General features: G+C 43.0%; 17 protein-coding genes and 1 pseudogene. 9 read left to right on the top strand and 9 right to left on the bottom strand.

What is annotated here, in order from left to right; translation table 11 throughout:
- Positions 1-335 precede the first annotated feature (335 nt).
- Positions 336-4,292: a PAS domain S-box protein gene (locus tag V5G28_RS12885; protein WP_332992195.1), complete on the top strand. Its 3,957-nt coding sequence runs from the start codon at positions 336-338 to the stop codon at positions 4,290-4,292.
- A 16-nt stretch (positions 4,293-4,308) separates the two neighbouring features.
- On the opposite strand, the gene V5G28_RS36700 is transcribed toward V5G28_RS12885, so the two are convergent.
- The 3 genes from V5G28_RS36700 to tnpA all read right to left on the bottom strand — a co-directional run bounded on the left by V5G28_RS36700 (position 4,309) and on the right by tnpA (position 6,296).
- On the bottom strand, positions 4,309-4,710 hold the full coding sequence (locus tag V5G28_RS36700) for a BsuBI/PstI family type II restriction endonuclease (RefSeq protein ID WP_442994259.1): 402 nt from the start codon (positions 4,708-4,710) through the stop codon (positions 4,309-4,311).
- 27 nt (positions 4,711-4,737) lie between these two features.
- A complete protein-coding gene (locus tag V5G28_RS12890) occupies positions 4,738-5,691 on the bottom strand; it encodes a DNA cytosine methyltransferase (protein WP_332992197.1) in 954 nt (317 codons plus the stop codon).
- A gap of 194 nt (positions 5,692-5,885) precedes the next feature.
- The gene (gene tnpA / locus V5G28_RS12895) at positions 5,886-6,296 is read right to left on the bottom strand and encodes an IS200/IS605 family transposase (protein ID WP_332992199.1); all 411 of its coding nucleotides are present in this window, start codon (positions 6,294-6,296) and stop codon (positions 5,886-5,888) included.
- 71 nt (positions 6,297-6,367) lie between these two features.
- On the opposite strand from tnpA, the gene V5G28_RS12900 reads away from it, so the two are divergent.
- Complete coding sequence (locus tag V5G28_RS12900; RefSeq protein WP_332992201.1) at positions 6,368-7,771, top strand: RNA-guided endonuclease InsQ/TnpB family protein; 1,404 nt, start codon at positions 6,368-6,370, stop codon at positions 7,769-7,771.
- Positions 7,772-7,777: 6 nt separating this feature from the next.
- Complete coding sequence (locus tag V5G28_RS12905; protein WP_332992203.1) at positions 7,778-7,942, top strand: hypothetical protein; 165 nt, start codon at positions 7,778-7,780, stop codon at positions 7,940-7,942.
- A 3-nt stretch (positions 7,943-7,945) separates the two neighbouring features.
- On the opposite strand, the gene sfsA is transcribed toward V5G28_RS12905, so the two are convergent.
- On the bottom strand, positions 7,946-8,731 hold the full coding sequence (gene sfsA / locus V5G28_RS12910; protein ID WP_332992205.1) for a DNA/RNA nuclease SfsA: 786 nt from the start codon (positions 8,729-8,731) through the stop codon (positions 7,946-7,948).
- A 118-nt stretch (positions 8,732-8,849) separates the two neighbouring features.
- On the opposite strand from sfsA, the gene V5G28_RS12915 reads away from it, so the two are divergent.
- The 4 genes from V5G28_RS12915 (at position 8,850) to V5G28_RS12930 (ending at position 12,566) form a co-directional block, all read left to right on the top strand.
- Entirely contained in the window at positions 8,850-10,118 is a 1,269-nt protein-coding gene (locus tag V5G28_RS12915) for a tetratricopeptide repeat protein (RefSeq protein WP_332992207.1), read from the top strand.
- Positions 10,119-10,229: 111 nt separating this feature from the next.
- Entirely contained in the window at positions 10,230-10,805 is a 576-nt protein-coding gene (locus V5G28_RS12920) for a Uma2 family endonuclease (RefSeq protein WP_332992263.1), read from the top strand.
- Between the two features lie 344 nt (positions 10,806-11,149).
- Positions 11,150-11,749 carry a hypothetical protein gene (locus V5G28_RS12925; RefSeq protein ID WP_332992209.1) on the top strand — a complete coding sequence of 200 codons (600 nt, stop codon included), beginning with the start codon at positions 11,150-11,152 and terminating at the stop codon, positions 11,747-11,749.
- A gap of 589 nt (positions 11,750-12,338) precedes the next feature.
- Positions 12,339-12,566, top strand: a complete 228-nt coding sequence (locus tag V5G28_RS12930; protein WP_332992211.1) for a hypothetical protein — start codon at positions 12,339-12,341, stop codon at positions 12,564-12,566.
- Positions 12,567-12,770: 204 nt separating this feature from the next.
- On the opposite strand, the gene V5G28_RS12935 is transcribed toward V5G28_RS12930, so the two are convergent.
- The 3 genes and pseudogenes from V5G28_RS12935 to V5G28_RS12945 form a co-directional block, all read right to left on the bottom strand.
- Positions 12,771-13,514: a peptidylprolyl isomerase gene (locus V5G28_RS12935; protein WP_332992213.1), complete on the bottom strand. Its 744-nt coding sequence runs from the start codon at positions 13,512-13,514 to the stop codon at positions 12,771-12,773.
- A 264-nt stretch (positions 13,515-13,778) separates the two neighbouring features.
- Positions 13,779-15,308, bottom strand: a complete 1,530-nt coding sequence (locus tag V5G28_RS12940) for an HlyD family efflux transporter periplasmic adaptor subunit (RefSeq protein ID WP_336230519.1) — start codon at positions 15,306-15,308, stop codon at positions 13,779-13,781.
- A 447-nt stretch (positions 15,309-15,755) separates the two neighbouring features.
- A pseudogene (locus V5G28_RS12945) lies at positions 15,756-17,879 on the bottom strand (peptidase domain-containing ABC transporter); the annotation flags it as partial.
- 7 nt (positions 17,880-17,886) lie between these two features.
- Between V5G28_RS12945 and V5G28_RS12950 the strand changes: the two are divergent.
- Entirely contained in the window at positions 17,887-18,276 is a 390-nt protein-coding gene (locus tag V5G28_RS12950; RefSeq protein WP_332992217.1) for a DUF4276 family protein, read from the top strand.
- A 46-nt stretch (positions 18,277-18,322) separates the two neighbouring features.
- Positions 18,323-18,505, top strand: a complete 183-nt coding sequence (locus V5G28_RS12955; protein WP_233154115.1) for a hypothetical protein — start codon at positions 18,323-18,325, stop codon at positions 18,503-18,505.
- A gap of 211 nt (positions 18,506-18,716) precedes the next feature.
- Here V5G28_RS12955 and mutS read toward each other — a convergent pair whose 3' ends face one another.
- Positions 18,717-21,290, bottom strand: coding sequence for a DNA mismatch repair protein MutS (gene mutS / locus V5G28_RS12960; protein WP_332992219.1), 2,574 nt, complete (start codon positions 21,288-21,290; stop codon positions 18,717-18,719).
- A 74-nt stretch (positions 21,291-21,364) separates the two neighbouring features.
- Positions 21,365-21,805 (bottom strand): hypothetical protein, encoded by a 441-nt coding sequence (locus V5G28_RS12965; RefSeq protein ID WP_332992221.1) that lies wholly within the window; start codon positions 21,803-21,805, stop codon positions 21,365-21,367.
- Positions 21,806-21,862 lie beyond the last annotated feature (57 nt).

A 21,862-nucleotide genomic window follows, 5' to 3' on the forward strand; every position in this document is an offset into this window, starting at 1 on the left:
CATTTTATTTTAACATTTTAGTCTCTTGTTATTTGTTACAAAATATAAAAGGTATTTTTGCTCTATTGAAAATTGAGCATATTAAATTTTGTGAAAAATCTTAGGGAGATGAATTTGAATACCCAACTCATTATTATAAAACAAATAAAAAAGAAAAAAATTGCTGTGGGCATTGCTCCAAGAGCAATTTCTGGCTGTGTTAGAACAAATCAACAACACAGTTGATTTTTGGTAGCAAAAACGGATTGAGATCTTTTTCTTAGCTTTGAGTCAAATAAAAAAAGACTTACTGATCTGAGCCAGCCAAAAAACTTGAACCAATTATTTTACTACAAATGAATAAACGTGTTGGTCAATTTGCAGTAGCCTTTGTTACCCTCATGGGGTGCGGTGTCTTGCTGGGTTGGCTGCTTGACGTTCGTCTACTTAAGTATGGCTTCCCTGGCAGTCCTTACACAATCAAGCCAAATACAGCTGTGTGCCTCTTGTTAATAGGCGTATCGCTAGGACTGTTGCAGCGACGACTTCCTCGGTGGCTCTATCTCATTGCCCAAGGATGCGCAATGCTGACAGTAACCATCGGTTTACTCACTCTTAGCGAGTATGTTGTTGGATGGAATTTCGGCATTGATGAATTGCTGTTTGATGATGGAATCCCAACTTTTACCTCTCCCTACCCAGGGCGAATGACGGAAATTACAGCATTTAATTTTGTGCTCCTGGGGATTGCCCTTTTGTTGCTAGCACAAAAAACTAGGCAGTGTCATTGGCTTGCTCAGAGCCTAAGTTGTGTTGTAGGTTTGAGCGCAACATCAGCACTGGTTGGTTACCTGTTTGAAGTAGGCGTTTTATATAAGTTTGACGTTTCCACAACGGCAATACCGCTGATGGCTGTGACATTCATTGTACTGTGTGTGGGGATTTTATTTACTCATCCAAACAAAGGGCTAATGCAGACCGTGAACAGCTCCTCAATCGGTGGGGCGATCGCACGTCGCTTATTACCCTGGGCAATCATTGTGCCGCCTGCAATGAATTGGTTAACTATTTGGGGGCTTGAGAACAAGAATTATGACCAGATATTAATTCACGCTTTGCAAACCGTGTTCATAATCGTCATACTCTCGATTCTCATCTTCTCGAACGCTAAGTCAATCAACCAGGTAGAAGCCCAGCGTCAAAAAGCAGAGCAAAAACTACGGGAATCAGAACAGCAATTCCGACGTGCTGTGATGTACTCTCCACTGCCCATTATGATTCATGCAGAGGACGGAGAGGTTGTGCAAATTAATCATGCTTGGACACAGATCACTGGATACAAGCCTGAAGATATCCCGACTATTGCCCAGTGGACAGAACGAGCCTACGGAAAGCGTCAAGAATTTGTCACAGAATTGATTGACCGCTTATACAATTTGGATTGCCGTGTTGCAGATGGAGAATACACTATCCGCACGCGTAACAGGAATCAGCGCGTTTGGGACTTTTATTCTGCCCCTTTAGGCAAAGATCCAAATGGCAGGCGATTGGTGCTTAGCACTGCAATTGACATCACCAAACGCAAACAAGCTGAAGAAGCTTTAGTGCAGATGAATGCCACTTTGGAATTGCGCGTCAGGGAGCGGACAGCAGAACTTGCAATGAGCAATCAGCGATTGCAGCAAGAACTTTATGAACGCCAACGAGTCGCACAAGCACTCCAAGAAAGTGAGCGCAAATTCCGAGCCATCTTTGAACAGACATTCCAATTGATCGGGCTTCTCACTCCTGACGGTACAGTGTTGGAACTGAACCAAGGAGCGCTGGATTTTATTAAAGCGCGACGAGAAGATGTGATCAACCGACCTTTCTGCGAGCTTTCTTGCTGGAGTAGTACAGTAGAAATTCAAGAGAACTTGAAAGCAGCGATCGCCCAAGCAGCAGCAGGACAATTCATCCGCACAGAAGTCACTTTACCAGATGCTGATGGCGTCATGACAGATTTTGACTTTTCGCTCAAGCCAGTGCGAGATGAATCAGGTGAGGTGGTGCTGCTGATTCCAGAAGGACGAGATATTACCAACCTCAAACGGACACAATCAGAACTGTGCGAAGTTCGCGATCGCTTAAAGTATCTACTTACAGCTAGCTCAGCAGTTATTTTCAGTTGCAGACCTAATGGGGATTATGGAGCTACCTTTATCAGTGAAAACGTTACTGCAATTTTAGGACACCAGCCACAAGACTTTTTAGATAACTCTGATTTTTGGAGAAGTCACGTCCATCCAGAAGATATCGAACGCGTCTTGAAAGAGATACCGCAAATTTTTGAAACGAATTATAACTCCCACCAATATCGGTTCTTGTGTGCTGACGGCACATATTGCTGGCTCGAAACCCACATGAAACTCGTCCGAAATAAAAATGGCAATCCTGTGGAGTTTGTGGGCTATTTAATAGACATTAATGAGCGCAAAGCAGCCGAAGCAGCCCTGCGGGAAAGTGAAGAACGCTTCCAAGCTTTTATGAACCACAGTCCAGCTTCCGCGTGGATAACAGATGCAGATGGCACAATACTGTACGCCAGTCAAACCTACCTCCGGACAATCCAGCAAGCGACTGACAGTATAATCGGGAAAACTATATTTGATTTGTATCCTGCGGAGTTTGCCCAGCAGTGGATTGATAATATCAAAAAGGTTGCCGTATCCAATCAGGTTTTGGAAGTCATTGAAACTGCTCCCCGACGAGATGGTACCGTAGGCGATGTTTTGGTGTACAAGTTTCCCATTAAAAGTTTGTCTGGGCAACAGCTAGTGGGGGGTGTCGCCGTTGATATTACCGAGCGCAGGCGAACAGAACTAGCTTTAGCAGAGCGGGAGACACTGCTGCGTTCTATCGGTGATAACCTGCCTAATGGTGCAATCTACCAAGTAGCCCGTGAACAAAATCGCAGCTACCGCTTACACTACATTAGTGCAGGCATAGAAAATATTTGTGAAGTCAAAGCAGAAGATGCCTTAAAGGATTTGAGTCTCCTCCTCAACCAATTTGTAGAGGAGGACTACCCAAAGTTGCTACAAGTAACTTATGAGACGATAAGAAATTTATCAGTTTTCAACATTCAACTGAGAATACGAACGCCTAGTGGCAAACTCAAGTGGTTGCATTTTCGTTCATCACCCCGTAGTTTCGATAATGGACGGATTGTTTGGGATGGGCTTATTGTAGATGTCACTGATATAAAACAAGCAGAAGAAGCATTACGATTGCAGGCAGAAAAAGAAAAAGCTTTGAATCGAGTCATTCATACAATTCGTAACTCACTCGACTTGCAAACTATCTTCAACACCGCTGCGACTGAGACTGCTCAACTCTTGCAAGCTGATCGAGTAGAAATTGTTCAGTACATACCAAGCCAAAAACTTTGGAAGCACGTAGCAGAATATCTTCAAACTCCTGACTTAGCAAGTTTTTTGGAAATGGATATCCCAGATGAGGGCAATAAAATTGCTGAGCAAATCAAAAAATTAGAAGTTGTGCGTATTAACGATACTACTACAACTATGGATGATCAAATTAACTCTAAGTTTGCTCAGCTCTTTTCGGGAGCATTGCTGATGGTGCCAATCCAAATCGATTCAACACTTTGGGGTAGCCTGACTTTAGGAAAAAACAAACAATCTACATGGCAGGATTCAGAAGTAGAAGTGACTATGACAGTCGCTGATCAATTAATGATTGCCATTCAGCAATCGGAACTTTACCAGCAGTTGCAAATAGCCAATCAGGAACTGCAACGCCTAGCTAACCTTGATGGACTCACTCAGCTTGCCAATCGACGACGTTTTGATCAATACCTTAAAAAAGAGTGGCTACGGTTAGCAAGGGAGCAAAATCCTTTATCGCTCATTTTGTGCGATGTCGATTATTTTAAGCTTTATAACGATACGTACGGTCATCCAGGTGGTGATACTTGTTTAATCGAAATTGCTCAAGCAATTAGTAGTGCTGTTAAGCGTCCAGCCGATTTAGTCGCTCGTTATGGTGGCGAAGAGTTTGCGGTGCTTTTGCCAAATACGGACAGTAACGGAGCAATACAGGTTGTTCAATTTATCCAAAAAAAGGTCAGACAACTTAATCTCCCACATATCGCTTCTTTGGTAAGGCAATATGTCACCCTCAGCTTTGGCATTGCTACAGTTTTCCCTTCTCACAATGGTTCTGTACAAGCTTTGATTAATGCAGCAGATAAAGCATTATATCAAGCAAAAGAGAAAGGACGAAATTGCTACCAAAGCATCGATATATAAATTAGCATCATACGTGTCAGCAGTATAGACTAGGGCTGACACAATAAGGTTTGCATTTCCAAGGATTTACAGGATTTGGTTCAGGCATTTGTTTGTTCAGAATCTGCCCTAAGATTACACAGATTATTTCGCACTCCGAGGGACCTAAGAATTTTTCACCATCAAAATGGATTATATGATCGGGTGCGTCGGCAATCCAAACCTCTGTTTCCCAGGCAATTTCAGGTGCAAATTGACGAAATGTGTTGCGCTCAAGAAAAGCTGTAACGAAAATGATCTCTGCTTCACATTGCTCTGTGAGCTTTTTCAGTTCTAGAAGGCGTATAGGAGAAATTGGACCTGAACTGTGAACGGCTTCTATCAAATACAACCAATTTTTTTGCTGTGAGTTGTTCTGGTTTATTTGATGTGGAAAGATACTGAGGTACTTGAGACATTAAAGAACCTAGAATGGTAGCGATAACTGTATCGGTGATTGACGTTGTTCTATCTCGCTTGGAGACAATCTGCAACTAGATTGTAAATAATCTCTAACACTTCCTGCTAGATGAAATGCAAATAATGGTGGTACTGCATTACCTACTTGATTAAAACAACTTGTTTCTGTTCCTACAAATTCAAACCAATCTGGAAAGCTCTGTAATCTAGCAGCTTCTCTTAGAAATAAACGTCGCCGCCTACCATCAGGAAGTTTAATTCTGTGCATATCACCTGTTGCACCAGCTAAGTTTCTACAAGTCAAAGTTCTTGCTGGTTTATCTAAATGAAGGTCTCGGGGACGTTTGCAAAAGGATGCTTTTTCATACTTTGCTACATATTCATCCATGCTAGGTGTAAGAAACTTCGATTCTGAAGGTGACAGGAAAGCAAGTTCTCCTAAAGCTTCGCCTGGACTAATTTTTCTCTCAAATATCTTAGGAAATCTGAAGTTTCCTTTGTGTCCCACTACTATAAGACGCTCTCGGTTTTGAGGAACACCAAAATCAACTGCATTTAATAATTTCCATTCTACTATAAACCCTAAATCCTGTAATGCTTGAACAATTTCATCTAAGTACCACTTGTTTTTATAAAGAAGCCCACGAACATTTTCAAATAAGCAAATTTCAGGACGAAGCCTCTTTACTGCACTAAGAAAAATTGGAAATCCGTCCCGTGAATCTTGTAAACCTTTTTGTTTTCCTCCCACACTGAAAGGTTGACAGGGCGGTCCTCCTACGACTACTTCAGCTGGTGGTAATTCTGTCTCAGGTGTGAGGAGAACTTGAGTACAGTTTCCCTTTAAGTTTTTTCTATGCGTAGCACAGGAATCAGCATCCATTTCAAACCCGTGTGTTGCGAAACCCTGTGCCTCAAACCCAACAGATAAACCACCACAGCCAGCAAATAGGTCTAGCACTAGCGGGCTGCGGGAAAATGCACTCTTTAGCTTCTTCGCCGTAAGCCCCGCACTATAACGGTACTCCGTTTAGTGCCGGGATATAAGGCGGGCAAGACGAATTGACATCCGACCTATGTTGACGCCCCGGTCAACGCGGAAGTGATGTCGATGAGGAGTTGCCTATCTCCGTGTTGAAAACTAATAATCGAAGTTTAATCTGGTTTGTTTTGAGACTCCACATATTTCTTCAACGTTTCAACGGTTACGCCGCCACAAGAAGCAATAAAGTACGACCCGTTCCAAAGTACGTCCTTATGGTAGAACCGATTAACTCTGTCAGGGAATTCTTTGCGTAGATAACGGCTGGTTACAGTCTTAAGATTGTTAATAAATTTGGGTAGTTCAGTTTGAGGAGTGTAACGGAACAGGAGATGTACGTGGTCTTCCTCACCGTTAAAATCAACCACTTCGCAGTCCCATTTTGATAATAATTCGTTCAAGATTTCTTTCAACCTATTAATCATTTCACCTGTAAAAACAGGTTTTCGGTATTTTGTAGTTAACACTAAATGAGCCTTTAAATCTGAAAGCCCTCTGGCACGAGAGATAAAAGCGTTTGACATCCTTGACACTATGTATGCGGCTGGTTAAAATAAATATAACACTAAAACATATCAAGGAAGTGATTTCGAGCGTGCTGCTTAACTATCAATACCGCGCTTACCCCGACACTAATCAAAAACACCAACTAAATAGTTGGTTGCGTATTAGTCAGTATTGGTACAACAAGCAGCTTGGGGACAGGTTTGATTGGTGGCAGAATAACCGCAGTGATATTAATTCATGCGCGTTAACTTGCTCGTTGCCGGACTTACGAGAAAACCCAGACTTTTACTCTCAGAAAAAGCAGTTGCCAATCCTAAAAAAAGATTTGATTACTGTTCAACACTCTGGTGAATTGCTAGATTTTACTAGTGTGCCGTCTCAAACACTACAAGATGTGTCAAAGCGTGTAGACCTGGCATTTAAGCGTTTCCTCCAAGGAGACAGCAACGGAAAACGGAGTGGACGCCCACGTTTTAAAAATTCAGCGCGTTACCGCACTTTGAGAGTTGAGGGACAAGCCGTAACCATTCAAAGAACAGAAAAAGATTGGTTATTTTTGTCAATTTCAAAGTTAAAAGGCTGGCTGAAGGTAGGTTTACATCGTCCTTTACCAGATGGGTTCACGCTCAAAAATATGTTGCTTACCAAAAAATCTGATGGGTGGTATGCAACAATTTGCTTAGAAGATCCAAGTGTTCCAACATTCAACCCAGATGAAGTTACTCCCACTTGGGAGAACACATTGGGGATCGACGCGGTATTGCATGAAGAAGACTATTTAGCAACTTCACAAGGGACTAAATTACCTTCTTTGAAGTGTTTCAGGAAGTCTGAAAAGCGCTTGGCGTCTGTGTCGCAACGCAAAGAGAAGAAAAACAAGGGAAGTAGGTCGCGACGCAAACTTGCCAAACGTCAAGGACGCGAACATCAACGTATTGCTAGAGCGAGAAGAGACCACGCTTTCAAGACTGCCCATAAATTGATACGGACAGGCAAGAAGGTTTTTGTTCATGAAGACTTAAACCTTAAAGCGTTGTCAAAACGCAATAAAGCAAAACAAGACGAGGACGGTAAATTTTTACCCAATGGTCAGTTCCGCAAGTCTGGCTTAAACAAATCCTGGAATGATGCTGCCTTTGGACAGTTTTTTAACATCCTAGAATACATAGCCGCGAAAGCTGGGACTAGGACGATTGCAGTAAGTCCTGCATACACCTCTCAACTATTGGCGTTTCGCGACGAGATAGTCTTTACTGACTGCGATATGCGCCAATATTGGGACGACAAAGAATTGCTTTGGGTTGATCGTGATCTGAACGCATCCATCAACGTCAAGCGCGTTGGGCTGGGACTATTCCCAACGATAAAACGCCGTAAAGGGAATCCGGTAGTGGGTGACTCTACTACTAATAGTACCTTGAAGGAAGTTCTGGAAACGTTACGAGCGTGCCAGAAGCCTACACCTTGTCTGTACTCAGACAGGTGTAGGTAGTTCACAGTGAAAGTATATCCTCACAACCACACAGTTGGAGCGGAAGTCTTACAAGGCATTTATGGTCGATCGCACATGAAGTATCGTTTCAGCCAATGGTTGTCTGGTATTAATCCCAATTCACCAGAAGCGGCATTATCTCTCATGTGTGTCGCCAGACGCAATGCCTAAAGCTCAAAACTTGCATTCTGCTAAACCTAAATAACGCACACCTTCTGGGTTAACTTCAAAACGGCAAGGTAAAACTTCTAAACCAAGATCCATGCCAGACCTTAACAGTCTTCCATACATAGGGTCAGCACTATCACCAGGAGCAAACTCAGTGCAATCACCTCGATTTATAAAGTAAAGCATGACTGCACGACTTTCGGGTAAGAGTGCTGTCAGTTCTCGCAAATGCTTTTGTCCTCGTCTTGTTTCCGTGTCTGGAAATAGTGCCAACTTGGTCTGCGCCCAAGTTGTATTTTTTACTTCCAGATATATATGACGGCTATTTTCAGTTAATACCAATTTACCACTATTTAGAAACAAATCGCTAGATGGGATGTTGAAGTTTGTATGAGGAAATAACAAAAAGTCCACCCGACTTGATTTATTTTCCCCGTAGGGAACTTCAGTGCGAATTTGGCTATATCCCAATTCTGGAAAAAGGTATTTTTCTAAAGCTAATTTGATAATCCTATTGGGTAAATTAGTATTTATGCCTACCCAAGTGGGTTCATTATCGTGTACCTGAATCATCTCCCAGGTATAGGGAAGTTTGCGGTTAGGATTATCACTATAAGACAGCTGCACTGCACTCCCAGGAGTACAAAGTCCTGTCATTGGTCCTGTGTTGGGGCAGTGCGCTGTTACAATTCCCCCAGAAGCAAGTTCAACATCGGCAAAAAATCGCTTGTAGCGTCTTAGCAAGACACCAGGATACAGGGGTGGGTAGCGGTAAAGGTAGTCATTAGTCATTTAGTCATTTTCATGAACAATTTGAAATGAGTCAACTCAAGGCTGAAGTATGAAGTGTAAAGTATGAAGTATTTCCCCCTTCAACCTTTATCCTGACTTGCTCCTGCAAATAAATGCCATGAATGACGAATTTTACAATAAAGGATTGGAAAAAGCCCAGCAAAAAGACTATGCTGGAGCGATTGAAGAATTTACTCGTGCTTTGCAGCTAGCACCTTACTTGCCTGAAGCTTACTATCAACGGGGTTTAGCATACTATGATTTAGGAGAAATACTCAATGCTGTTTCTGACTTCACAGAAGCGCTGAAGCTAGATCCCCAAAGTGTGGAAGCTTATTACTGTCGCGCGTTGGCACGAGTGGCGCTGAAAAATCTGCCAGGGGCGCTTGCAGATGTGGAACAAGTGATTCGTCTCAATGTAAATTATGCGGCGGCTTATAATTTACGGGGGACGGTGTGCCGTAAACAAGGGTATATTCAAGATGCGATCGCCAACTTTAAAAAAGCGGCAGAATTATATCTACAGCAAAAGGACACAGAGAACTGTCGCCAGTGTCTAGAAAAAATTAAACAGATCCAACCAAAGGAACAACCTGCGGCAATTGTGCAAGCAACTCCCACAATTGCGCCAATCAAATCTGAAAAAGAATATTTCGCGCAGTTACTGGAAAAAGCAGAAAAGGGAGACACCCGCGAGGCGATGGAGGATTTAAACTGGGCGTTGCGCGTTGATCCACAAGATGCACAAGCCTACTGCTGTCGAGGGGTGGTGCGTTGCAAACAGGGAAATTATCGAGAGGCTATCTCCGACTTTAACCAAGCGCTGCGACTGAATTTTGATGATGCCATAGTTTACCGCAACCGAGGAAAAGCGCGTTCTCAAATAGGGGATCATACTGGGGCGATCGCCGATTTTAACTCTGCACTCCAGATGCAACCCCAAGATGCAATGCTGTATGTTGCTAGAGGCAATGCCTATCGAGTCATGGGGAATTATCTTGGTGCAATTAACGACTATACCCAAGCACTGCAAATAAATCCCGATGATGCAACAGCTTACTACAATCGTGGCATTGCCTACACTTGCTTAGAAGAAATGGAACGCGCTGTTGAAGATTATCAGCGTGCAGCAAGTATCTTTTGTGAAAAAGAAGACTGGGGAAATTACCAAGAAGTCTTAGATAGCCTAAACAAAATCAACTCCCCTAGCTCTAACTCAGGAAACGCCAGGTATAAGTTACTACGACAGCGTCTGTTGAGACTGGTTGGAGGATATTGGGAAATAGCCCAAAGATTGATTGATCAGGCGAAGTACGACTATCCAGGAATGTCAGAGGAATGGTATTTGCAAAAAGTGATTGGTGATTGGGAACGCGATAGAGGATAGATAAGATTTAGTGATGCGATGATTCCTATATCAACTGCAATATTCGCCGCTATGCCGATAACGCCCGATTACCAGAATTTCAGGATATGCGATCGCATGGAGGAAGTCCCTATGAATGTAACCTTACAATTACCCCCAGTTCTCAAACTTACTGATGAGCAATTTGAACAACTCGCCGCAGCAAACCAAAATTTGCAACTCGAAGTTACTGCCAAGGGAGAATTAATTATCATGCCGCCCACTGGGGGAGAAACAGGAAACCGAAACTTCGATTTATCAGGTCAACTTTGGTTCTGGAACCGTCAAAATGTATTGGGAAAAGCTTTTGATTCCTCTACAGGTTTTCGGTTACCTAACGGTGCAACTCGTTCCCCTGATGCTTCTTGGGTAAAAATGGAACGATGGGATGCTCTCACTGCGGCGCAAAAAAAGAAATTCTTGCCTTTATGTCCCGACTTTGCGGTAGAACTCGTTTCAGAAAGCGATGAACTAGAAGATGTTCGGGAAAAAATGCAGGAGTACATTGCCAATGGGTTGCGTTTGGGTTGGTTGATTAATCCTAAAGATAAGCAAGTAGAAATTTATCGCCCTAACCAAGAACTTGAAATTTTACAATCTCCCCGCACTGTTCAAGATGAAGATGTTTTACCAGGATTTGTTTTAGATTTGCAGCCGATTTTTGAATAAAAGCAAGCCCCTAGAACACCAATTCAGTCATCCACAGAAGAACCTCTGCCCCAACCCCTCACGCCAGTTGCTTCAACGGGGGGAACCCCAACGCCAGATACCTCTGTCGGGAAACCCTCATCAAGTACTGGCTCCGCAACGCACTGGCTCCCCTATGAGGGGAGGGAAGTTTGGCTCCCCCTTCCAACAAAAAAAGTTTTTCCGCTTCCCTCTCCTTTTAGGAGAGGGTTAGGGAGAGGTGGGAATGGGGGCTGGGGGGTTAGGTTTCTTGGCGTAATCTAATTAACTGAAAATTGCTGTCAGTATTAAAAAAGGAAGAACAATGAAACATTGAGGTGCTGGAAATGGCTTATAGTGACTTTACATTAAGTAAATTTAAAAAGGTTTTCAATATCCGTATTGATGAAGAAGCTGACTTATTCGCCAACGTAGAACCTATAGAAGTCAGTGAGAAACTAACAAGCTCTTTAGAAGAAACTACTGAACTCGCCTTAGCAATTAATACCGAAAAGGCTCGTTCAGAAATGATTATCACACCGATCTTGTTAGAGGTAAGACGCAAAGCTAATTATCAGATTAGTTTATTTTCAGGAACAGATTTTAATGTTGATGCTGAGAAGGGACTGAATGGTTATTGTGATTTTGTCATCAGTCATTCTAAAGAACAATTAACAATTAATGCACCTGTAGTGATTATTGTAGAAGCTAAAAATGAAAATATTAAAAATGGATTAGGTCAATGTGCAGCAGCGATGTTGGCAGCACAGTTATTTAACCAACAAGAAGGGAATGAAATTAAAACCATTTACGGCGCGGTAACAACGGGGGATATTTGGAAGTTTTTGAAGTTAGAAGATACTGATATATTTATTGATTTAAATAATTACTATATTAAGGAGATAAATAAGATTTTGGGAATTTTGTATCAGAGTATTCAGTGTTGAGTGAGTTTTTGCAGGCTTTTGGTTTCCGGAACCCCACCCCGGCTTTGGCTAGCGCCAAAACCGCCCCTCCCCTTGGCAAGGGGAGGGGTAAGGGGTGGGGTCAAATTAACATGGAATAAAGGTTTGAACGTGATTGTTGACACATATGGCATCTTGCACGCCCAGTTGATAGGATGGGCGACGGAGTGCGGCACGCAGTGCGACGCCTGTCGGATAAGAAAATTAAGACTGTACTGCATTCAATTGAGAACCACTATATTATCTTTCAACCCAAGATTTCTCTTGGGTTTGTTTTTTCTGATTTTTTCTCAGGTAATAACAAAAAATAACGAAGAAAAAAGACATAAATGTTTTACTATATCGCCACAGATCAAATACTTTTTTAAAAGCAAATACCTATTTTAGGTTTTGGCGAATAAGAAAGCAGTTTCTTTGATAATGTAACAGGCAAAAACTGTAACTATTATGTCCATTCTACAGTGATACAACCCTTGAAATACCAGGAGAAATAACAGATTAGAGTTAACAGGAAGAGACAAGAAAAAGTCGAATTCCAAAGAAAACCACTTGACCAAGGAGTACATTTCAAATGGCTAAGATTACAATTGCTCAACTGCAAACCTCTGACAGCTACATCAACGAACTAACTGCTACTGAGTTGGATGCAACAAAAGGTGGATTGTTGGATCGTGCGCTGAATAAGCTTACTGCTCAGGTTGGAATTGTTAACGTTGACGACACCTTAAATCACAGCTTGAATAACAACTTGAATCACAACGACATATTGAATGGTAATGACGTTGATGTTGACCTGTAAATCTGGTGATTTAGAAGTGATACTAAAATAATTTGTATCACACTCATAAATAAAGCTAAGGTGATAAACTTCTTCTAAAGAATCACATTAGCTTTATTTATGAAACCCCACATCAATTTTTCCTGCATCTTATTTATTAAGATGCAGGATATTCCTAATAACCAAGTGCAACTCTCTAAGTTAATTAGACAAAAAACAGCGCAATTATCTAGATGAGAATTCTTGAACTATTTCCATCTGATATATTTGTTGTTTGAGCCATTCAGCAAAAAAATCTGAAAGGATTTTACTGCGTAGCTTATCATCCAATTCTGGTTGAAGTATTTCCTCCACCAAAATCAGATGTATTCCTGAAGATGTCACAATTGGCTTAAGAAGCTGAGGCGGCTTAGCAGCAAAGACAGCAGCAGAAATTTCAGGCTTCAAATCTTTGCGGTACACTATCCCGCGATATCCACATTTTCGACGTAATTCTATATCTTGAATATATTTGTGAGCAACATCATAAAAGCTCATCTCACCTTCTTTAATAATATAGTAAAGTTCTATCGCTAAGTCTTCATCATCTAAAATAACCTCATACATCACTGCACTAAAGTAGTTTAGTTGGTTTTCATAAAAATAAGGTTCAACTTTATCTGCAAACAGATGTTGTGCCAACTGTCCAGAAAGGAAACTGGTGTATACGATTTCTTCAAAATCATCTATAGAAAGGTGATGTTTTTGTAGCCATTGCCAAGTCCCTTCAGCACTGACGAGGTTGTTCTTTAATCGAAAGGTGTCTGCCGTTTTCTGGAGTGCTTCATCTTCTACCTCAATGCCTAGTTCTTCAGCAGCAGCAGCAACAAGCTTACGAGTCAGCGTCTCTTGGACAATCTCAGGAATTTTACAAGAGAGTTTGACTTGGTGAAGAATATCTTCACTGGTAAGAGTAACAGTTTTTAACATGATATTTCTCCCAGTTTGGTAAACGAAATTAAAGGTGAAATATAGCGGTTCTGGTGTTGAGTGCAATACATCAAGAAATAAGAACCACAGATGGACAATAAATAAAAGTTTTTCCTCTGTCTTCCCCACTCTTGTAGGGGGGAATGAGGGGGGGTGGGCACAGATGAATAATGACTTCATCCAAACGAGAAGCGCTATATACTCCTGGAACGCACGGGAGTACTTTAGTCTTTAGGGTGAGCGTTTCAAGGGCTAAAGCCCTTACTACAATTTCAAATTTCCTTTCTGCAACTGCTTAAACGGATCGAGGAGAAAATCAATAATCCGACGTTGTCGTACAATCACTTCAGCTGTCGCCGTATCGCCAGGGCGTAAGGGAGTACATTTATCTTCCTTGGGAATACAATTCTGTTTCAGCTTAATTTCCAAGTTGTAAGCTGCCACTTTTCCATTGGCTGTTTCCACTTCTGTAGTCGTAGGAGAAATCTCTACTAACTCTCCTTCTATGACTCCGTAATCTTGAAACGGATAAGCATCAAACTTTAACTTGACTGGCAATCCTTTCTGCAAAGAACCGCTTTCTGATATCGCCATCTGTGCGCGAATGACTAATGGCGCACCTTCTGGAGCAATTTCTGCAACCATTGTTCCCGACTGTACCACAGCCCCGGCTCTTTGGATTGGTAACTGAAACACTCTACCAGCTACAGGAGATCTTAAGACTCTTTGCCCTAACTGTAACTGCAAGGTTTTCATTTGACTTTTAGTTTGAGCAATTTCTGCATTCAGCGTCGTCATTTCTGTTTCTAGATTCTTCAGTTGTTCCTCACTTTTTAAGACGGCTAGCTTACTAGAATGAGTCAGAGTTTGATAACTTCTTTGCTGTTCCTTCAGTCGCAAGTAAGCCTGTTCAATCTCTGCCTTTGCTTTGCGAATAGTTCGCTCATAATTACTTTGTTGTTCTGCTAAGCGTAGTTTAGCTTGCTGGATATCTGATTGACTTTGTGCATACAATTTTTGCTTTTCTTGAGCTATATCTTGTTTGGCGACAACTTGAACTTGTGCAACAATTCCTTCTTGGCTTAATTGGCGATAGCGTTCAACTTCCTGCTGGGCGCTCGTTAAACTACTCTTTACAAAATTAGTGGCAGTTTGACTATACTGAAGAGTTTGCTTTGCCTGATTGACTTGGGTAATTTTTTCTTCTTTTTGTAGTTCATAGGAATTCTTAAGAGCAGTTAGATTCTGCTGCGCCTGCTCAACTTGAGCCTGTTTTTCTAACTCTTGTGCTTGTTTTTGTTGTTGCTGAGTTGTCAAACCTATGACTAACTGTTTTTTCAAGACATTCAACTGCGATACTCGATTTAATTGCCCTTCTAATTTATCCTTTCCTTCACGCAATTCGCTATGAAGTAATTCCGAATCCAATATCAACACAGGCTCTCCTGGTTTGACTGATTCACCTTCTTTGACCGGAATTTTGGCAACAGTCCCGGCGACAAGAGTATCTAACTTAACTGTCTTACCTTTAGGCTCAAGTCTTCCCCTGGCACTGCCTGTTTCATCGACTTTAAACAGCATTGCCCAAGGTAAAGCGATAGACGTAAAAGCCAAGAGAAAATACAATAGTCCTCTCGTCCAAACTTCAGGTAAGCTATCAACTAAATCTTGAGTGACTTCAGACCAATCATCTGTTGGCTGAACTGGAAATGAGATTTGAGAGGTTGAAATCTGGGGAGAGTTTTCATTTTCTTGAGTTCGAGTGTGAACCTTTCCATTCAACGTATTCGTCATGATTTCTCCTTAGAAAATTTTGGATTTTCAACAGCAGGAAGTGGGGAGGAGGGACAATAGGGTATGGGTAAGATAATTTACCTAGTCCCACCCGTGTAGAGACGTTACATGTAACGTCTCTACAGTGATTGTGCATAGAAGGAAATAAGCTGCCCGATTGTGCATAGAAGGAAATAAGCTGCCCTTGCTTTTAACTTGCATTGTTTGGACGGGCAAGATGCCCCGTTCGCGCAGCGTGCGCTTTGCGCTCAGTTTGCAAGGGCGGGGGGAACCCCCCTTCGGGTTCGCAGTCCCCTACGGCGGGAAACCCGCCTGCAGGGCTGTCTCACCGCACGCAACTTCTCTCCATCCCACAAGAATGTTACCTGTCGCAAATGCTACTTGTAGGCGCGACAGCTTAGCCTTGGTATTTTCTCTTCCTGCTTCCCCTGGTTTGGCTTGCCGTCTTTACGCCGCCATATTCAACTGCTGCTGTTGATTGAGATAAAAATAATGCCCCCGCTTTGCCATTAATGCTTCATGAGTTCCACTTTCAATCAACACACCCTTGTCTAACACCAAAATCAAATCTGCATTTCGCACAGTTGAGAGGCGATGAGCGATAACCAAGGCGGTTCGTCCCTTAAGAATTGTGTTCAAATTCCTTTGGATAATCCGTTCTGATTCTGTATCCAAATGGGAAGTCGCCTCATCAAAAATTAATAACCGGGGATTACCTAATAATGCTCTGGCGATCGCAATCCTTTGGCGTTGTCCACCAGACAACAAACCCCCACCTTCTCCAATCTGAGTTTCATAACCCATCGGCAACTTTTTAATAAACTCATCAGCACCCGCTAAGTGCGCCGCCTCCATCACCTCTTCTAAAGTTGCCCCTGGATGTCCTAAACTGATATTTTCTCGAATGGTGCTACCAAACAAAAAGGTGTCTTGGTCAACGACTCCAACTTGCTGACGTAAGGAACGCAAGGAAATACTGGTAATATCCAGTCCATCAATGAACAGGTTACCATCTGTTGGAGGGTACAACCCTAAAACCAACTTGGAAATCGTCGTTTTTCCTGAACCACTGCGTCCCACCAGCGCCACCATTTGTCCTGGTTGTATTTCAAAACTGAGATTTTCTAGAATATTGACATCGCTTTCTTTGTGATAGCGAAATGTCACCTTGTCAAAGCGAATGTGTCCCTGAAGTTCTGGTAATAATTGCCGCACTTGATGCTGCAAATCCTCTTCCGGTTCCGCATCCAACACATCATTAATACGTTCGGTCGCAATCACCACTTCCTGCAATTGATTCCACAACACCGTTAATCGTTGAAAGGGCGAAATAATATTCCCCACCAGCATATTAAAGGCAACCAATTGCCCAATTGTTAATTCATTTTGAATCACCAAAGATGCTCCAAACCACAGCAAAGCGGTACTAGCCACTGCTTGAATGGTGTTGCTAAAAATTTGCAAACCATTGCTGATAACTTGGGCAGAAAAGTTAGTTTTTACCTCCTTTTGTAATAACTCCTCCCAATGCCAACGCACTGTTTGTTCCACCGCTGTGGATTTTACTGTCCGCACACCAGTTAGGGCTTCAATCAGGTAACTACTTTCATTAGCAACAGCATGAAATATTTCCCTGGAAACTCTTTGTAAAAAAGGTGTCGCAATCAACGCCAGCAAGAAAAAAGGCGGTACAATTACCAGCGCCAGCAACGCCATTTTCCAGCTGTACCAAAACATCAATCCTACATAGATAAAAACTGTAAGTACATCCAGCAGGATAGATAAAGCATCACCGGAGAGGAAGCGTTGGATTTTGCGGTTTTCCTGCACGCGAGAGATAATATCCCCAACATAGCGGGATTCAAAGAAACTCATGGGAAGTCGCAAGGTGTGGCGAATAAACCCCACAATTAATGCTAAATCCAACTTATTTGCTGTATGAAATAGCAGATATTGCCGCAAACCAACGATCGCCACACGAAACAGGCTAAAGATCAGCAACCCCAACCCCACCGCTGTTAAGGTGAGTTCCGAACGCTGCACCACCACTCGGTCTAAAATTAACTGGGTGAATAAGGGAGTAACCAGTCCAAATATCTGGATAAATATAGAAGCGACAACCACTTCTAGCATGACAACAGAGTGGGGCTTAATCAACTCAAAGAATTGCCAAAAGGGAGTTGTGGTTTCTTTGGCATCCTTCAACAAGGTTGTGGGTTGCACCAGCAGCGTATAGCCAGTCCATTTTGCTTTAAATTCCGCGTGGGTAAGAGTGCGTTGACCAATGGCGGGGTCTGCTACTATGACATTTCTCTTGTTGATTTCATAGAGAACGATGTAGTGCTTCCCTTCCCAGTGGACAATAGCAGGTAATTTCTGCTTCGCCAACTGGTCAAGACTGGCTTTTACAGGTCTGGTGCTAAAGCCAATAGTTTCCGCTGCTGCTGATAATCCCCGCAACGATGCGCCACTGCGGTCAACATTGGCAATATCGCGCAAACGATTGATACTAAAGCGTTTCCCCCAATAGCGAGACACCATCACCAAACAAGCTGCACCGCAGTCAGATTGTAAATTATTGAAGGGAAAACTAGAAAAAATAGCTATTAATACAGGCTTTAGTACTAAAACATCCGTCGGTATAAGTCAGAAATTTCAAGTCCTCAATAGAGTAGCAATAGAAGAACTAGAAGCTTGGTTTTTTGGAGATCTACATGCTCTTATCAATGCTTATCCTGGAGTATCACCTAATCTAGAAAATCAGGCAAAATACCGTGAGGCAGATGCGATTACAGGTGGAACTTGGGAAGCTTTAGAAAAAGTGCTACAGAGGGCAGGGCATCATAAAGGAGGTCTAGAAAAGACAAGAGCAGCACGAGAAATTTCGCTACATATGAACCCATCCAACAACCGCTCTAAAAGTTTTCAAATATTCTACGATGGCTTATTAAAAATCATACTATCTTGATATTTACGATATCCAAAGAGCAGTTGAAGATGAAGCCACAGCCCGCATTTACTATGAAGGACGCATGATCAGACTGGAACTGTCAGAATCAGAACGTCCTCACATTGAGCCAGAATTTGAAGAAGTCAGCGAAGGTCAGGAACAGTCAACCAGAAAACAGTTAAAAACCAAATGGGGCAGATTGAAAATAGGAAGCTTAAGCACAACGCGAGCTTCAAAAGCTCTATGATAGTGTGGTGAGGTGAATTTATAGCCTCACACAGCTCGTTGACAAGTCTAAAGACATTATTTTGTTAACGGTTGTCGAAATAACTTTGACGACAAATAATTAGTTATTCGTCAATTAAGATTGACAAGTAATTTGTCGAAAACTACTACTTTGACTACTTTGACAAATAATGTGTCGCCACGGTCATTTAATTTGTCACTTTACAACATCACTATTCCAGGTTTTGCAAACCAACTGCAATCTTGCTGTGCTTTTCAATTTGGCCCATCACTTGTTTTGCCCGTGCAATCACAACCTTGGGTAAACCCGCCAACCTTCCCGCCTCAATTCCGTAAGACTTATCAGCGCCTCCCGGTTGGACTTGGTGCAAAAAGATAATTTGGTCGGGTAACTCCTTCACCGTCACTTGGTAATTAGCAACATTTGGTAACAACGACGCCAATTCATTTAACTCATGATAGTGCGTGGCAAAAATCGTCCGCGCCCGAATCTCCGTTGCAATGTACTCCGCTACCGCCCAAGCAATAGAAAGACCATCAAACGTCGCTGTTCCCCTGCCAATTTCATCCAACAATACCAGCGATCGCGACGTTGCATGGTTGAGAATATTCGCCGTCTCATTCATCTCTACCATAAAAGTCGATTGACCCGTCGCCAAGTCATCCACTGCACCCACACGCGTAAAAATGCGATCGCACACTCCCAACCTAGCTTCCCTAGCAGGTACAAAACTACCAATTTGCGCTATCAGCTGAATTAACCCCACCTGACGCAAATAACAACTCTTACCACTCGCATTTGGACCAGTGAGGATAATTAAGTCAGGATGAGAAGAATTTCCCTTGTCCTCCTCTTCCCTTCCCAACTGTGTAGAATTCGGCACAAAGAAACCCGCAGGCAAAGACTGTTCCACAACCGGATGACGCCCATCCACAATCGTAATTTCTCGTCCTTCCACCATTTCTGGACGACAGTAACCTTGATGAACCGCTAACTCTGCCAAACCACACAACACATCCGCCGCCGCCACCGCACGAGAAATATTGCGAATCACCTCGGCTTGTGAACCCACTTCTTCGCGCAACGCCACAAAAATCTCATATTCCAACTGGTTCAAATCATCTCGCGCCGTCAGAATTCGCGCTTCCCGTTCCTTCAACTCCGGCGTGATGTAGCGTTCTTCATTAACCAGCGTTTGCTTGCGTATATAATTAGACGGCACTTGGTCTGCCTTTGCACGGGAAATACTGATATAATAACCAAAAGTTTTGTTAAATCCCACCTTCAGCGTCGGAATTCCCGTCTTTGCTCTTTCGTCTACTTCCAAGTTGGCAATCCATTTTTGGTCGTCTTCGACAGTCGTACGTCGTTCGTCCAACTGAACATGAACTCCAGGGCGAATCAACCCGCCATCTTTGATATGTATCGGTGGCGACTCCACGAGATGAGCGCGAATTTGCTGTGCTAACTCTTCTAAAACAGGCGGTACCTTCTGTAATGCTTTCAGGAAGGGTGAACGAGCATCAGCCACCAAGCGAGATAATTCCGGCAAACGAGACAGAGAATCTGCCAAAGCAAGTAAATCTCTTGCATTAGCAGTACCAGAACCAGCGCGTCCCGTGAGCCGATCTAGGTCATAAATTTGACGTAACAATTGCCGTAGTTCTTGACGGAGAGTCGTATTTTGTACCAATTCTTGAATAGTATCTTGCCGTGTCCGAATACCTTTAATATCAAGTAGTGGTTGCAACAACCACCGCCGTAAAGCACGACTACCCATCGCCGTACTGGTTTTATCTAATGCCCAAAGAAGGGAACCGTGAAAAGTGCCATCACGCACAGTTTGCGTAATTTCCAGGTTGCGGCGAGTTTGATGGTCTACAATTAAAAAGTCAGTGAGGGTATAGGTGCGTAGCGACTGGAGGGGGATAGCGTTTTCCTTCTGCGTATCTTCCAAATATTCCAGCAACCCACCTGCGGCGCGGACGGCTAAAGGAAGATGATCGCAACCCAATCCTTCTAGCGATCGCACTTTAAACTTTTGCAACAATCTTGCCCGAGATTCTCCTTGAGAGAACGGAATTTGCGATCGCAACGAATAACAAAACGATGGTGGCAAACATTGTGGTAGGTGTTCCGATTTTTCTCCTGGACGCAGTAAACTGCCCAAGTCGGGTGCGTTAGTAGGAATCAGCACCTCCGCAGGCTGCAATCGCATAAGTTCCTGTGTTAAATGCTCTAAATTGCTACCTTGCGTGGTGAGGAATTCACCAGTGGAAATATCTGCATACGCTAAACCCCAATGCTCTCCAGCGATGACCACAGCCGCCAGGTAATTATTGCGACTTGACTTTAGCATTCCCTCCTCTAGCAAAGTCCCAGGGGTCAGGATGCGCGTAATCTCCCGCCGCACCAACCTCCCAGCAGCTTCCGCAGCATCTTCCACTTGGTCGCAAATGACAACAGCATATCCTTTTTCTACCAACTGTGTCGCGTGGCGTTCCCAGGCGTGGTGCGGTACACCACTCATCGCTACCCGTCCTACTTCCCCTACCGACTTGCTGGTGAGGGAAAGTTCCAATTCCTGCGCCAAAGTCACAGCATCTTCAAAGTAACATTCAAAGAAATCTCCCACTCGATACAGTAGCATCGCATGAGGATACTTATCCTTCGTTTCGACATAGTGCTGGAACATTTGAGTCAGCTTACTGCGATCCACCAATCGAGTGTCAGTGTGGGGCGCAGTCGGGTTATTGGGTTGGGATGCAGAGTAAGAAGCGGTCATGAATGTCTACCAATACACATGGCAACCTGCCAATATCCGATGATAGCTTGATATCAGCGATACTCTCAAATTGTTCAAGGTTTGTTAACTCTTCGACTACTTCGCCTAGGAATTTGGACAGGAGTCGTTGGCTGGTAAGCCTTCAGTCCGTCATCACCCGTGAGAATTTCCACCTGACAACCGATTTTGGCGTAGTATTCAGCTACAGTCTTGATAGTGGCATCACCGATAGAAATACGTTGCACTGCTAAGTTAGACCATTCAGCCGCTAGCTTTTTCAAGCCTTCTGCGTCCCAAAATTCCGCTTGTTCAGTGAAAGCAGCCCAAGGTGTTGTTGCGTCTGCTGCTTTCACCATTAAGTCAGCTAAAGCTTGAGCCATTTCATATCTGTTTTGATTAGCTTGTGCGATGTGATTACCAGTTTCTATAATGACGGCTAGAGGTAGCACAAAATATGCACTGTCTTCTTCTTTTTTGAGAAATTCATCAACTCGCTTTTTGTCCTTACTTTGCACGGGATATGCAAAACCTCGCTTCCATTCCTCTCTCCTGCAAGGAGAGAGGCTTTGATT

It is taken from the genome of Scytonema sp. PRP1, from assembly GCF_036697665.2.
Classification (GTDB): Bacteria; Cyanobacteriota; Cyanobacteriia; order Cyanobacteriales; family Nostocaceae; genus Kalymmatonema; species Kalymmatonema gypsitolerans.